Annotated in this window: 13 protein-coding genes; 11 read left to right on the top strand and 2 right to left on the bottom strand. The window is 41.3% G+C overall.

All coding sequences use genetic code 11. The features are described from left to right. Positions 1-87 precede the first annotated feature (87 nt). The 7 genes from SporoP17a_RS09460 (at position 88) to SporoP17a_RS09430 (ending at position 6,287) form a co-directional block, all read left to right on the top strand. Positions 88-1,299 (top strand): NEAT domain-containing protein, encoded by a 1,212-nt coding sequence (locus SporoP17a_RS09460; RefSeq protein ID WP_083034428.1) that lies wholly within the window; start codon positions 88-90, stop codon positions 1,297-1,299. A 48-nt stretch (positions 1,300-1,347) separates the two neighbouring features. Then, complete coding sequence (isdE, locus tag SporoP17a_RS09455) at positions 1,348-2,226, top strand: heme ABC transporter substrate-binding protein IsdE (protein ID WP_083036005.1); 879 nt, start codon at positions 1,348-1,350, stop codon at positions 2,224-2,226. A 33-nt stretch (positions 2,227-2,259) separates the two neighbouring features. After that, positions 2,260-3,225, top strand: coding sequence for a FecCD family ABC transporter permease (locus tag SporoP17a_RS09450; RefSeq protein WP_083034427.1), 966 nt, complete (start codon positions 2,260-2,262; stop codon positions 3,223-3,225). A 6-nt stretch (positions 3,226-3,231) separates the two neighbouring features. Beyond that, positions 3,232-4,002 carry an ABC transporter ATP-binding protein gene (locus SporoP17a_RS09445; protein ID WP_083034426.1) on the top strand — a complete coding sequence of 257 codons (771 nt, stop codon included), beginning with the start codon at positions 3,232-3,234 and terminating at the stop codon, positions 4,000-4,002. Between the two features lie 11 nt (positions 4,003-4,013). Then, complete coding sequence (gene srtB / locus SporoP17a_RS09440) at positions 4,014-4,787, top strand: class B sortase (protein WP_083034425.1); 774 nt, start codon at positions 4,014-4,016, stop codon at positions 4,785-4,787. Between the two features lie 110 nt (positions 4,788-4,897). Next, positions 4,898-5,518: an NUDIX hydrolase gene (locus tag SporoP17a_RS09435; protein WP_083034424.1), complete on the top strand. Its 621-nt coding sequence runs from the start codon at positions 4,898-4,900 to the stop codon at positions 5,516-5,518. A gap of 19 nt (positions 5,519-5,537) precedes the next feature. Beyond that, entirely contained in the window at positions 5,538-6,287 is a 750-nt protein-coding gene (locus SporoP17a_RS09430) for an alpha/beta hydrolase (RefSeq protein ID WP_083034423.1), read from the top strand. A gap of 92 nt (positions 6,288-6,379) precedes the next feature. Here the strand turns inward: SporoP17a_RS09430 and SporoP17a_RS09425 are convergent, their stop codons facing one another. Further along, the gene (locus tag SporoP17a_RS09425; RefSeq protein ID WP_083034422.1) at positions 6,380-6,802 is read right to left on the bottom strand and encodes an organic hydroperoxide resistance protein; all 423 of its coding nucleotides are present in this window, start codon (positions 6,800-6,802) and stop codon (positions 6,380-6,382) included. A gap of 161 nt (positions 6,803-6,963) precedes the next feature. Between SporoP17a_RS09425 and SporoP17a_RS09420 the strand changes: the two genes are divergently transcribed. Together SporoP17a_RS09420 and SporoP17a_RS09415 are read left to right on the top strand one after the other, a co-directional pair. Then, positions 6,964-8,157: a DUF4317 domain-containing protein gene (locus SporoP17a_RS09420; RefSeq protein ID WP_083034421.1), complete on the top strand. Its 1,194-nt coding sequence runs from the start codon at positions 6,964-6,966 to the stop codon at positions 8,155-8,157. 246 nt (positions 8,158-8,403) lie between these two features. Further along, the gene (locus tag SporoP17a_RS09415) at positions 8,404-9,915 is read left to right on the top strand and encodes a malate:quinone oxidoreductase (RefSeq protein WP_083034420.1); all 1,512 of its coding nucleotides are present in this window, start codon (positions 8,404-8,406) and stop codon (positions 9,913-9,915) included. 118 nt (positions 9,916-10,033) lie between these two features. On the opposite strand, the gene SporoP17a_RS09410 is transcribed toward SporoP17a_RS09415, so the two are convergent. Continuing rightward, on the bottom strand, positions 10,034-10,570 hold the full coding sequence (locus SporoP17a_RS09410) for an ECF transporter S component (protein WP_083034419.1): 537 nt from the start codon (positions 10,568-10,570) through the stop codon (positions 10,034-10,036). Between the two features lie 302 nt (positions 10,571-10,872). Here SporoP17a_RS09410 and SporoP17a_RS09405 point away from each other — a divergent pair, with 302 nt between their 5' ends. Both SporoP17a_RS09405 and SporoP17a_RS09400 read left to right on the top strand, forming a co-directional pair. After that, positions 10,873-11,298, top strand: a complete 426-nt coding sequence (locus SporoP17a_RS09405) for a hypothetical protein (RefSeq protein ID WP_083034418.1) — start codon at positions 10,873-10,875, stop codon at positions 11,296-11,298. Between the two features lie 19 nt (positions 11,299-11,317). Then, positions 11,318-13,744, top strand: coding sequence for a molybdopterin-dependent oxidoreductase (locus SporoP17a_RS09400; protein ID WP_083034417.1), 2,427 nt, complete (start codon positions 11,318-11,320; stop codon positions 13,742-13,744). The last annotated feature ends 310 nt before the right edge of the window (positions 13,745-14,054 follow it).

Genomic DNA, 14,054 nt, shown 5'->3' with positions numbered 1-14,054 from the left:
CGAATACAGATACTTCCTTTCGCTTTGTTTAAAGTGGAAGGAAGTTCCTGTCGTTTTACATGATGTGTAAAGGAGTGTACGTTTGAAATGAAAAGACTGGTTTTGTTACCTCTACTTTTGCTACTCGTCTCTACGTGGCTTCCTTTTCATTCCGTAAACGCAAACGAAAGGAAAGAAATAACAAATGATGTGTATCAAGTTGAACTAAGTTTTCTAACAGATGAAGCCGAGGAGACAAATGTTTTATTTACTAGGCAGGCTACGTTAACGGTTAAGGAAGACCGTTATACGTTATCCATTTCAGCGAAGAAAGATCACATCTTAACGCATATCACTGCCGTGCAGCAAGGGAACAGAACGAGCACGCGATTGGATCGAACAGAAAACTTAGTTCAGTTTGATATAAAGGATGTACAACAAAAGATTGAACTTACAGGCACATATCGCTTGCCGAAAGAACATGCACAGCAATCCTTTTCTTATGAAGTGTTGATCCAGGAGCAGTCCTTACCAACGTTTAAGCAAGTTCAACCCGCAAAGTCCATTCAACCAAGTGATGATACCGTACATTACCAGTTGTTGTCAGACGGCAAACCGTCGGCAATGAACGACTATGTCAATCAAGAACTGCACGTCATTAGACGTGATAATAAATATTATGCACAGTTAGAGATTCTTCTACCAAGTAAGGTCAAAGATTTTAAAGTAGAGCAGCAAGGGGATTTAGTGGAACCAAAAGTGGTATCACAAAACAAGACGCGCATTGTGCAATTCGAAGTAGAAGATTTCCGAGAGGGGACTCGTATTTGGATGCAGGTGAAGGACTCTGAGAACTCACATGTACAGGAAGAGTTTTTGCAAATTGCTTTCAATCCACAACAGATCGCGAAGTATTTGAGCAAAGCACCTTCAGCCAATAAAGCAGTTTCTTCCTTGACTAAGCGAACTGAGCAGCCTAAAAAACCCACTACTCCAGCTAAACAAACCACGACCGAAAAAGAACAGAAGGTAGAGAAGGTATCGGAAGAGAAAAAACAGAACCAGGACGAGTTACCACCTCTCCTTCCTGAAGTGCAATTAGAATTTGATCGTACGGTGGATGATGTGAAAGAAGAACCAGCCAAGATCGTAACGCAAGTAGCAAGCGAACCGGAAAAACTATTGACCCAAATACAAGAAGAACAAACGATTCCGTTCGATATAGTGAAGTTGGGAATACTGATTACATTATGTATATTATCAGCCGTTTTATTGATACGTCGATTACTAAAGAAAAGTCATGTTGTGAGCAATGAATAACGAGTGGAGGATTACATTGTGCAAAAAAAGTGGAGATATGTATGGCTGATGTTGGTAATCGCAACAGCAGCTATAATCGCAGGATGCGGCAATGATAAAGAAGAAAAAGCCGTTTCAGCAGATACCGCAGAGAAAAGTGAGGCCGTAGAAACAAATGATCAACGAATTATTGCGGGTACTGTTGTTATCGCAGATATTTTAGATAAGCTAGACCTAGATGCGATCGCTATTCCTGAAACAGAAAAGAAATTGGCGAGCCGGTTTGATGGGCTTCCGACTATTGGAAATGCCATGACGCCCGATATGGAAATTGTGAAATCAATGGACCCAACAGATTTTTTATCTGTTTCTACACTAGAATATGACCTTGAAGACGGCTTTGAACAATTGAATATCCCCGCAACATTTTTAAATTTCCAAAGCGTGGATTCGATGATACAAGAAATTCAAGGTCTTGGAGAACGCTATGATCGTACTATTCAAGCAGATAAATTAGTAGGGGACTTACAGAAAAAGATTGAAGCTGCCGAAGTAGTGGCGGCGAATCGCAAAGGACCAAGTGTATTGATATTATTAGGTATCCCAGGCAGTTACTTAGTCGCGACGGAAAACTCCTATGCGGGTGACCTCGTAAAACGTGCAGGTGGAACGAATGTCATGGAAGGTCAGGATCCTGAATACTTATCGTCTAACACGGAGTATCTGCATAATAGTAATCCGGATATTATCTTGCGTTTATCACACGGTATGCCAGATGAAGTCGTGGAAATGTTCAATGAAGAGTTCCAAACAAATGATGTATGGAAGCATTTCGATGCGGTGAAAAATGGTAAAGTATATGATCTAGAAGAAGAGTTATTTGGCACAACCGCTTCATTGCAAGTACCTGAAGCATTAAGTGAGCTAATGAAGATTTTCTATCGATAATTCGATGAATTTCGTGTGTAAAGGAAGGCCGTCATGAGAAAAAGAATTGCAAGTTATGTAATGGTATCCCTGCTGCTAGTTGTAACCATCGTCTATTCGGCTACAACAGGAAGTATTAAAATGGGATTCTTTGAATTTTTTGGTGCGCTCTTTGAACAGGGTAACAGTCAGATGGAAGCCATTCGGGACTTGCGCATTCCACGAATGATTGTGGCAATTTTTGCAGGCGCAGCGCTGTCGGTTTCCGGTGTCTTGTTGCAGTCTGTAATGCGTAATCCTCTTGCAGATGCAGGAATTATTGGAATATCTTCTGGTGCTGCATTCGTACAGTTATTCATTATTTCGTTCTTTCCGGCGCTCTTTTTCATGACGCCTTTATTTGCATTTATGGGTGGGGCTTTCGCTTGTTTTCTCGTCTTTGCATTGTCGTGGAAATCAGGTCTCAGCCCGTTAAAATTAATACTTGTGGGAATCGCGATTAATGCGATGTTCACAGGTCTCACTGAAGCGTTCATCAGCTTTGGTGGCTCGTTGAACGTCTCAGCCTCAAGTGTGATTGGTTCGAATTTAACGATGCGTACTTGGAGTGATGTCTCTACAATTGCAACATATGGAACGATCGGATTAGTGCTGGCATTCGCGTTGTACAGCTGGTGTAACTTATTGGTGTTGCAAGATAAGACGGCAAAAAGTATTGGCTTCCATGTTGCGCGTGCCCGTTTACTCATCGCGGCGGTAGCCGTTTTATTGGCAGCGATTTCGGTTGTAGTTGCGGGTGTGATTTCATTTGTTGGATTACTTGTACCACATATTGCCCGTAGATTAGTAGGCTATGACCACAAAGTGCTCATACCGTTCACAGCGCTTTTAGGAGCGTTAATTATCTTGCTAGCAGACACGCTCGGTAGAACAATTGTAGCACCGCTTGAAATACCTGCCTCGACGTTGATGGCGATCATCGGTGGGCCGTTCTTAATATTCTTACTGCGAAAAGAGTGATCTGTTATGGAAATGAAGCGCATTATTGTATCGCATGATAATATAACCAATCATTTGGATAATGTCTCGACGTCTATTTCTAAAGGGAAAGTGACGACGATTATCGGGCCGAATGGTTGTGGGAAATCGACATTACTAAGTGTGCTTTCACGCGGTAATATGCCGAAATCGGGGATGGCATCATTAGAGAATCGTGATTTAGCAATGTTTAAACCGAAAGAGTTTGCGAAGAAACTAGCAATTGTTTATCAGCAGAATGAAGTGCCAAAAGATTTGACGATTGAAAAACTAGTCGGTTTTGGCCGATTGCCTCATAAAACTCTATTGCAACGTAACCAAGAAGAGGATCGCAAGGCTATAGATTGGGCATTGTCTGTGACGAACCTGACAGACAAGCGCTATAAAGACTTAGAGGCATTGTCGGGTGGAGAGCGTCAGCGTGTATGGATTGCGATGGCACTAGCACAGCAGTCAGAAATACTGTGCCTCGATGAGCCTACAACGTATTTGGATATTTATTATCAGATTGAATTACTGGAGCTCGTAAAATCACTTAACGAAAACTATGGGTTGACGATTGTCATGGTGTTGCATGATATCAACCAGGCGATTCGTTATAGTGATGAGATTATTATGATGAAGAACGGTCGAGTCATTGCAGAAGGTCCGCCACGAGAAGTCATTACAAAGGATGTCATCAAAGAAGTATATGGAGTCAACGCTGTCTTCAAGGAAGATGACGAATTAGGTCTTTATATGATGTCACTTGGTATTTAGGAGGTAAGCTGATGAAAAAACGCCTGTCGAAACTGATGCCTTTCGTTTATTTGACAGTCTTTCTCTATTCAGGCTATTTACTCGTGCAGTATGTATATACATACGTGGAATCAGCCAGCTCATTGAAGGAAACGCAACAAATGTATAAGACAGCGTTGGAAAGCACAGCCCAGGTTGCGGTAACGGGAGACGTTAAAGAAGAGCTCTTGGAAGACGATTCGATGCGTCCCCAGTTTGAAGAATTACATAAAGTGAATCAAGATATCGTGGGCTGGATTTCAGTAGAAGGTACCAATTTGCATAACCCGATCTTGCAGGCTGAAGATAACGAGTTTTATTTAAATCGTAACTTCACACGGGAAAGTAGTCGCGCGGGCAGTGTCTTCATGGACTATCGAAATGATATTACGGATATGAGCCATAACACGGTCCTCTACGGGCATGCAATGAGAAACGATACGATGTTTGGTAGCTTGAAGAAATTTGGCGATCAAGACTATGCAGACGAACATTCCGTTATTTATATCGATACATTATATGAAGGGTATGATGTGGAAGTGTTTGCAGCCTATGAAACGACGATTGACTTTTATTATATTGAGACAAATTTTCAGACGGATGAACAATTTTCAGAGTTTCTAGAAGAAGTGCAATCACGTTCTTTGATTGATATGCCAGTGGAAGTAGGGCCGGATGACCGGATTGTGACTTTATCGACTTGCAATAACTCTGTGAATAGTAAAGATAAACGCTATGTTGTGCAGGGCAAATTAGTGAAGCGTTAACGTATATAGATTGAATGAGGAGTTGCTCTTACAGGGTAGCTCCTTTTAATTTCTTTAACGATTCGTCTAGTAATGATACGATAGGATAAAACGATGAGGTGGGGGACTTCATGGACTTGGATCGACTGCAAAATAAATTGTATGAAAATAAATCTTTATTCATTGGAGAAGATACTGCATTCCGTTCCGCAGTAATTATTCCGTTAGTGAAAGCGGAAGGGGAATGGCATGTGCTGTTTGAGGTGCGTGCCCTCACGATGAGAAAACAGCCGGGCGACATTAGTTTTCCTGGTGGCAAAATTGATATAACAGATGCATCTCCTATGGAAGCAGCTTTGCGGGAGACGCAAGAAGAGCTCGGAATTGATCCGAAGACGGTACAGATGGTAGGAGAGTTAAGCCCGTATGTTGCGTCGCCTTCATTTGTCGTCTATCCGTTTGTGGCGGTTGTGGATTATCATGAAATTATTCGGAGCTACAATAAAGACGAGGTGGAGGAGGTATTTTCAATTCCACTTAAGTGGCTTGTGGATCACGAGCCGTACATGCATACGGTAGCCATCGAAACAGCACCGCCTAAAAACTTCCCATTTGAAAAGATTATGAATGGAGACCAGTATAAATTTAGAAGTCATTCGCTTGAAGAATGGTTTTATGAGTATGGTAATTATACAGTTTGGGGATTGACGGCTAGAGTATTAAAGCATTTCATTGATATCGTGAAGGAATAAATTGGAATGAGGATCAAGTATGAAACAAAAGAGGACATGGAAATTCAAGTTGTTCGTTGGGCTAGCTATTTTCCTGTTAATGATTGCAGTTGGGTTCGTTATATTCGCTAGTTCTTATTACTCGGCGCAGTCTTACGCAGAAGAAAATTTACAGTCAGACTCAGATGTAATTGTTGAGAATGGCAAAGAGCTAGTGTTTAAATCTACTGCAAATAAGAATAATATAGGTCTGATATTCTACCAAGGTGCAAAAGTAGAAGCTGAAGCATACGCACCGCTGGCTAAGGAAATTGCCAAACAAGGTTATACGGTAATTATTCCTCACCTACCGCTCAAGATGGCCATCTTCTCACCTGACCAAGCGGATAAGATAATACGTAATCATCCCGAAATAGATACATGGTTAATAGGAGGTCATTCTTTAGGCGGTGTGACGGCATCGGATTACGCGTCTCGCCATGAAAAGATTTCCGCGCTCGTGTTGCTAGCTTCTTATCCTGGAAGTCATACAGATTTAAGTGAGGCAACGGTGGATATTTTGTCGATTTGGGCGAGTCAGGATGAAGTAGCGGACGCGAAAGCTATTCAAGAGGCCAAATCTAGTATGCCAAGTGATGCAAAGTTCATCGAAATAGAGGGCGGTAATCATGCAGGTTTTGGTGATTACGGTAAACAAAAGGGTGACGGTGAAGCGACTATATCGAATGAAGAACAGATCATGCAGACTTCTGCTGCGATCGTGGAATTAATTGAGGGTTTGAAGAAGTAGAAAATATCTTCTACCAAATTAAAAAGCTGTGCGAGAGGTCGTATAATTACGACTTCCAGCACAGCCTGTAGCGCTATGGTTAAAGTGTAGAATTAACGTACTGTTAACGTCACTTCAATATTGCCTCTAGTTGCTTTGGAATACGGGCAGACGTGGTGTGCTTTTTCTACTAGCTCTTCTAGTTGAGCCTTTTCGATGTCTGTACCACTCACTTGTAACTCAACTTCTAGCTTGAAACCACCGTCTGATTCATCTTTGCACAAGCTAACGTTTGCTGTGACTTCTGATGAAAACTTCACGCGTTCCTTGCTTGCAACGAGTTGAAGTGCACCGTCGAAACAAGCTGCATAGCCTGCAGCGAATAATTGCTCAGGGTTGGTAGAGTTCTCTAATTCTTTCGCTCTTTTTGTTCCTGGCATTGCCGTATCGAATTCGACTACTTGGTCAGAGGATACTACATGACCTTCTCTTCCTCCCTTCGCAGTTGCTGTGGATGTAAATAATTTTTCTGACATAAAATCACTACCTTTTGTCTAGTTTTTTTATTCTCACTCCATTGTGTACCCGAATATTGGATAATTATGTGTAAATTCTTTAAACTTTTATGTGTGTATAGTTACGTCATTCAACATAGTGAATACGTGTAGTTAAATCAGTGAGGAAGTGGGAACGGGAAATGAATAAAAATGATATTGCGGATATCCGTAAACGATTTAAATTAGATACAGATCTTTTGACTATCACTGATATTTACCACGCCTACATTAGGCAGGAAAGCAGTGAGATTTACCATGAGGAAAGTCAGGCATTTGCTTTACTTGATCGTGAGCAACAAGAACTGTTCATGACGAATTTCAAAAAGGTGCTAGGTGGTAAACTAGGCATGAAGTTATTTGAAGTGAAGTTCGAAAGTCAAAGTGAAGAGAATAATGAAGATCACGCACAAAAAATTTTGTATGAAGGATTGCATGCAGAAGAAGCTGAAGAATGGAAAGAAGAGATGCAACACTTAGCCATCAAAATGGTAAAAGATGTGCAATATGAAAAAGATCTCGTCGTGACATTTATTCGCGGAAACTACTTTAAGAAAACCAAGCGTAACAGTGAAGAGACAGAAATTGATATGCGGGATGAAGTATTTACGACGCCGTTTATTCTATGTAGTATGAATCATACGGACTTGCCGAAGCGCTCCATTGTTTTTGATTTCCAGGAGCGTGAATTCAAATCGAATCCAATGCTTGATCCAATCATTAATCTTGCGTCACCAATAGGTGGCTTTTTATTCCCTTGCTTTACAGACAATTCGGCTGATGTCAATCATGTGCTATATGCTGCGGGTAAAGTGAATAAGCCAGATTATACGTTCATAGAGAATGTATTGAATGGAGAAGAAGTGGTTACGGCTGCGGACGATAAGGCTGTTTTTGAGGAGATCGTTAAACAAGTAGTCGGTGGTGAAGTAGACACGGAAACACTAGGGAATGTATATGAAGCCATCTACCGATTAACTGTGACGGACGAAGAAGAGGAAGAACCGGAAGAGCCACCAGCAATCGATGCGAAGCAAGTAGAGCGTGTATTGAAAATGAGCGGTGTCGACTACGTGAATACGGAGTCTGTAGAAACGGCTTTTCAGACTATAGTGGATGATACTTCTTATGAAATGAAAGCTACTCACATCGTTCCAAGTTATACGTCGAAATCAATTAAGATCGAAACGAAAGTAGCAAATATATTAATCAGTCCACAAGACTTAAAGTATGTGAAACAGGTGAACTATGACGGCAAGCAATGTATTTTGATTGAAGTAGAAGAAGATACAATCATTGAAGGATTCAAAGTGATATCGGAAGATTTATTGACGTAAAATAGTTAATAATTGAATCCAATCCGCCAAGTAATTTGAAAATTCGTCACATTACAAGCTTAATCCTGATAAATAAACATGTCCCTTTAAACCTAGTTATATTTGATGTATAATAGAAAAGATGGTAGTAGATGTATGGTTAAACTAAGACAGAATAAAGTGCTCCTAGTACGCGCCATGTATGCTGTGACGCCTTATTTAGGAACATTTACGTTTCTGTAAATTTCACATATAAGGAAGGTCAAAATGAGTAATAGACAAACTAAATCAGATGTTATATTAATTGGTGCCGGAATTATGAGTGCAACGCTAGGAACAATGCTTAAAGAATTAGCGCCTGACTGGAATATCTCGTTATTCGAGAAACTAGATAAGGCAGGGGAAGAGAGCTCGCATGAGATGAATAATGCGGGGACAGGACACGCAGCATTGTGTGAACTGAACTATACTTCCGAAAGACCGGATGGGACGGTAGATATCGCAAAAGCGGTTAAAGTTAATGAACAGTTTCAATTATCTATGCAGTTTTGGGCCCATCTAGTAGAGAAAAAATTGATTGAAAATCCTGAACAATTTATTATGCCATTGCCTCACATGAGTCTTGTACAAGGTGAAGACAATGTGGAGTATCTGAAGAAACGCTTTGAAGCGATGACAGCAAATCCACTATTCCAAGGAATGGAGTTTTCCGAAGATCCGGAAAAACTAAAAGAATGGATTCCGTTGATCATGAAAGACCGTACTGTTGATGAAGCAATTGCTGCAACAAAAATCGACACAGGTACAGACGTAAACTTTGGCGCATTGACTCGTATGTTAATTGAGCATATGCAAAAAGTGGGCGTTGATGTAAACTACGGTCATCAAGTGGAAGATATTAAACGTACAAGTGATGGCGAGTGGGAATTAAGAATAAAAAATAATAAAGATGGTAAGCTTGAATTCCATAAAACTAAATTTGTTTTCATTGGCGGCGGAGGCGGAAGTCTTCCACTGTTACAGAAAACAGGTATACCTGAAAGTAAGCATATCGGTGGATTCCCGATCAGTGGTGTCTTCATGGTTTGTAAAAATCCAGAAGTAATTGCAAAACATCACGCGAAAGTATACGGAAAAGCAAAAGTCGGTGCACCACCGATGTCGGTTCCGCACTTGGATACTCGTTATATTGATGGCGAGAAGTCCTTGCTATTCGGACCATTCGCGGGCTTCACACCGAAGTTCTTAAAAGAAGGATCTATGATGGACCTGATTGGTTCTGTAAAACCAAATAACCTTACGACGATGCTTGCATGTGGTGCAAAAAATCTGTCGTTGACTAAGTACTTGGTAGAACAAGTAGTACAAACAAAAGAACAACGTATCAATGAACTGCGCGAGTTTATTCCTGACGCGAAAAGTGAAGATTGGGATCTGTGGACTGCAGGTCAACGCGTACAAGTCATCAAAGATACTCCAGACAGCAAAGGTACGCTTCAATTTGGTACAGAGCTTGTAACGGATCAGGACGGTTCCATTGCCGCATTGCTAGGAGCTTCTCCTGGGGCATCAACTGCAGTAGCAGTTATGTTGGATCTTATTAACAAGTGCTTCCCAGGACAAGTAAGTGATTGGGAGCCGAAGTTGAAAGAAATGATTCCTTCATATGGAAAAGCATTAGCAGAGCACCCTGAATTATTGAAGGACATGCATGCTTCTACTTCTAAAATATTGAAGTTAACTGAAAATGAGCTAGAGAAAGAAACAGTTCATAACTAATAGAAAGAATGTAAAATGCTCTACTACGAAATATATCGTAGTAGAGCATTTTTTGTACTCTTTTGTATAAGCGGTGTATTGAAGGAGTTCAAATTACCTTCTATTGTGAACTTGACATTTATTTAAACATAGGAACTTTCTTCAACATCGCACAAACCGGTATAGCAATGGCGATACCTACTGCACATTGGACTAGATCACCTGGAATGGATGCGAGTGGGATGATTAAACTGTTGTAGAGAATGCTTTCACCTATATAATAGCCAGCGATTGTGAATGGTATGGATGCGAGCATTGCGAGTAGATTGAATGTAAAGCTTGTTCCTTTACGCCCGTTTGACCAAGCAATTTTCCCTACGATATAGCCTTGCAAACCACGTGTCAAGATCGTGATGGGTGCCCATAAAGCCCATCCACTGACGAGATCGAACAACCCCATTCCAACGGCTCCGGCGATCATACCTTTCTTCGGTCCGAATAATATAGAGACAATGAACAACATGGCAGTGCCAAGATGAATTAATCCACCGTTTCCAAGGGGGAGTTTAATATTGAGTAAAAGAGTTGCGACGAACACAAGTGATGCAAGCATGGACGTCAGTATTAGATCAAACGTCTTCGTACGTTGTGTTGGTAAGCTCTGTGTTTTTTGCATGGCCTAAACCTTCCTCACGTATAAAAGTAGTAAATTTAGAATAAAGGGAATCTGGTACTTTAAAAAGAGTCAATATCCAATTAAGTTTAGAGGTCAGTCTATTGTTAATTATAGAAGGTGGACCGTAACGAATCGTGGAACTACAAGATATATGCGTGATGTCTGAGACGAATATAGAGTACTACTACATTAGTTAACATACTACATTGCGGTTAAATATCATTCGAAATTGTCAGAGCAAGTTTAGTGTGTAGTAGGAAAGGTAAATAGAATAGTAATTGTGAAAAAAGGAGTGAGTGACTTTGCCGACTGATTTGCAACAGCTTTTTTTTCATGCCTCAGACTTAACCAAACAAGTACTAAAAGAAGCGGAACCTTATGATCACCCATTGCTCACTTTATTGCAAAAGGAGTTGGACGTGCAGCAAGAGATGCTTTCAGTGATTCTTAAGGTGTTCAAACAGCAAGATGGGGAGCCATCCTTCGATTCATTTAAGCAGGAATGTTCAGTCGTCTACCATGCGAATGAGGTAGCCACTTCATTTTCTGCATCATGGATTAGAGCAGTAGGGTGGATGGAATTGCCCTCAAAGGCAATTGCGTCAGAAGTAGAACCGAAGATGGAACAGATAAAAGAATTACTTAGCACTGCCGCCGAAAAAATCCAAGAGATTTATGGTGAAGATGCAGTCAAGTATGTCATACCTACTTTTTACTTACCCGCATAATTGACAGGAGGGATTATGATTGGCTTGGGAAAAAGAACGAATTGACCAGAATATTTACAGTCAAGGAGAAGTTGAAGAATGGGTATACAGCACTTGTAATATCTGTTCAATTGGATGTGGTTGCTATATTGGCGTAAAAGATGACCAAATCGTAGGAATCAAGGGGAATGGAGATCATCCAATCAACCGTGGTAGACTAGGCCCCAAAGGTGAAAATCAATGGCATGCCAATAATGCGCCCGACCGACTACTGACCCCAATGATTCGCGATGACAAAGGAGAATTGCAAGCTGCTTCCTGGGATGAGGCGATGAGTCTGATCGCACGAAAAGCGAAAGAATCTATTGAAGAAAAAGGTAACAATAGTATCAGCATTTATTCTACAGGACAAGGATTTTTAGAAGATTACTATACAACAGCAAAAATTGGACGGGCAGGTCTCCGAACGCATTTACTTGATGCAAATACTAGACTATGCACAGCCACCACAGAGTTTTGTCTACTGCAATCGTTTGGTGCAGATGGAGCACCTGCATCATTTGATGATGTAGATGAGACCGACACATTAATTTTATTTGGTCATAATCCTGCCGAGACAGGAACAGTGTTTTTTGAACGAGTGATGGATCGGAAGAAGCGTACAGGTAAGCCTTATCTGATTGTGATCGATCCACGCGAGACATTAACGGCGAAAGAGGCAGATCTACACTTACAATTGAAGCCTGCGTCTAATGTACCGCTTTTCAATGGCATCATACGTCAGTTAATCAAAAATGACCAGATTGATAAAGAATTTGTAGAGAAGTATACCGTCGGGTACGAGAAGATGAAATCATCCGTTGAAGAATGGACTGTAGAAAAGACAGCTGAGGCAACAGGTATCTCAGAATCCGATATCCTCACTGCAATAGACGTGATAGGCGAGACATCTTCCCTAGTCACAACTACTTTACAAGGGGTCTTTCAAAGTGCCGAAGCGACGACTGCCTGTGTAGCAATAAATAACATGCATTTGATTCGAGGTCTGATTGGTAAACCCGGTAGTGGACCACTTCACATGGCTGGACAGCCCAGTTCCTCAGCGAATCGTACCGCAGGGGGAGTAGGTACATATCCCGCACACAGGAATCCAATGAATCCATTGCATATTCAGCAAATGGCCGAGTTGTGGAACCTAAATGAAGAGGATTTACCGACAGGTCCCGAAAAAGGAATCGAAGATATTATTGGCTTGATCGAAGAAGATAAAATTGGTCTATTTTGGAATATCGGTACAAATCCATTAGTATCACTTCCAAATAGAAAACGCGTGCAAAAGGCTTTGAGTAAGACATTTGTCGTCGTTCAAGATCCGTTTCTCACTGAAACTTCATCTGTAGCAGACGTGATGTTACCGGTGGCGATGTGGGGAGAAAAAGAAGGCACAATGGAAAATGCAGACCGGACAATCAATCTGTTGCGTAAAGCGGTAGAGCCGCCAAACAATGTTAAATCCGATTTTGATATTCTTTTGGACTTCGCAAAAAGAATGGAGTTCAAAGATCGTAACGGTGATCCGCTCATTCAGTACTCTACGACAGAAGAATGCTTTGAGGAATTCAAGAAGGTATCCAAAGGACGTCCGTGTGATATGACAGGAATGACGTATGAGAAATTGCAGAAGCTGAATGGTATGCGTTGGCCAGCACCTACTGAAGATTCAGAAGGAACAACCAGATTGTATTCGGACTTTAAGTTCCACACGAAAGTGGACGATGCACAGACATATGGAAAAGACCAATTTACAGGACGTGCCTTTACGAGAGAAGAATTTGAAGATATAGGTGCAGAAGGAAAGGCGATTCTCCATCCGACGGTACATCTTCCCGCATACGAGCAACCTACTGATGAGTATCCGATGTGGCTTACGACAGGAAGGCTTGTCTGGCACTGGCATACCCGGACTAAAACGGGTCGTTCACCCATGTTGCATATGGCAGCCCAGCATGGCTATGTTGAAGTAAATAGAAAAGATGCGGAGCACCTTAATATTATCGAAGGCGAAGTTGTGCGTGTCACTTCACCCCGTGGGGAAATCGAAGTACCTGCGAGGATAGGCGATGCTGTCCAAGAAGGTTTACTCTTTGTGCCATTTCATTTCGGTAATTTGGATAAAAAGGAATCAGCCAACGAAATGACAGTTGACTATGTGGATCCACTTTCTAAACAACCAACGTTTAAGCAGGCGGCGTGCAGACTTGAGAAAATCAGAAAAACCCATGAAGCGGATAGCGAGGACACAATAGAAAGTATTGCGCGCCAATACGGACTCTCCCGTAATGAATTGCTGGCGGCAAATCGTAAACCTTCTCCGTATGAATTACAAATGGGTGAAAAAATTGAAATTCCACTGTCTGTGATCAATACACCGATACCTGCGTATATGCCGTACCGCAAAAGTCTATAGATTTTAAGCATACGTCCATTCCATTTACATGGGGTGGGCGATTTGTCTGTCTTGTACGGTTTGTGGAAAACCAACTTCCTGGATACTTTGTTCCTATCATGGCAACAGGCATGTTATCAATTGTTAGTTTTATGGAGTTCTGTTTAGGCAGCTTGGCTAAACATTACCTATGCTGTACTGTTTAACGTGCCATTGATCAGTGGCGCAACGATTTAATTAACCTCGATTGGATAGGCTGTTAAATTCATCACGATAAGTTTTTGTAGTAATATGTAAGTATTGGGTACTGTATGATAACACAACCTAATGG

The sequence above is a fragment of the Sporosarcina ureae genome, assembly GCF_002082015.1.
Taxonomy (GTDB): Bacteria; Bacillota; Bacilli; order Bacillales_A; family Planococcaceae; genus Sporosarcina; species Sporosarcina ureae_A.
This window is presented reverse-complemented; position numbering and strand designations above follow the sequence as displayed.

Coding starts and splice junctions, on each gene's coding strand:
- SporoP17a_RS09415 (WP_083034420.1), top strand. CDS start 8,404: ATGAGTAATAGACAAACTAAATCAGATGTTATATTAATTGGTGCCGGA.
- SporoP17a_RS09435 (WP_083034424.1), top strand. CDS start 4,898: ATGGACTTGGATCGACTGCAAAATAAATTGTATGAAAATAAATCTTTA.
- isdE (WP_083036005.1), top strand. CDS start 1,348: ATGTTGGTAATCGCAACAGCAGCTATAATCGCAGGATGCGGCAATGAT.
- SporoP17a_RS09450 (WP_083034427.1), top strand. CDS start 2,260: ATGAGAAAAAGAATTGCAAGTTATGTAATGGTATCCCTGCTGCTAGTT.
- SporoP17a_RS09460 (WP_083034428.1), top strand. CDS start 88: ATGAAAAGACTGGTTTTGTTACCTCTACTTTTGCTACTCGTCTCTACG.
- SporoP17a_RS09425 (WP_083034422.1), bottom strand. CDS start 6,802: ATGTCAGAAAAATTATTTACATCCACAGCAACTGCGAAGGGAGGAAGA.
- SporoP17a_RS09445 (WP_083034426.1), top strand. CDS start 3,232: ATGGAAATGAAGCGCATTATTGTATCGCATGATAATATAACCAATCAT.
- SporoP17a_RS09410 (WP_083034419.1), bottom strand. CDS start 10,570: ATGCAAAAAACACAGAGCTTACCAACACAACGTACGAAGACGTTTGAT.
- SporoP17a_RS09430 (WP_083034423.1), top strand. CDS start 5,538: ATGAAACAAAAGAGGACATGGAAATTCAAGTTGTTCGTTGGGCTAGCT.
- SporoP17a_RS09420 (WP_083034421.1), top strand. CDS start 6,964: ATGAATAAAAATGATATTGCGGATATCCGTAAACGATTTAAATTAGAT.
- srtB (WP_083034425.1), top strand. CDS start 4,014: ATGAAAAAACGCCTGTCGAAACTGATGCCTTTCGTTTATTTGACAGTC.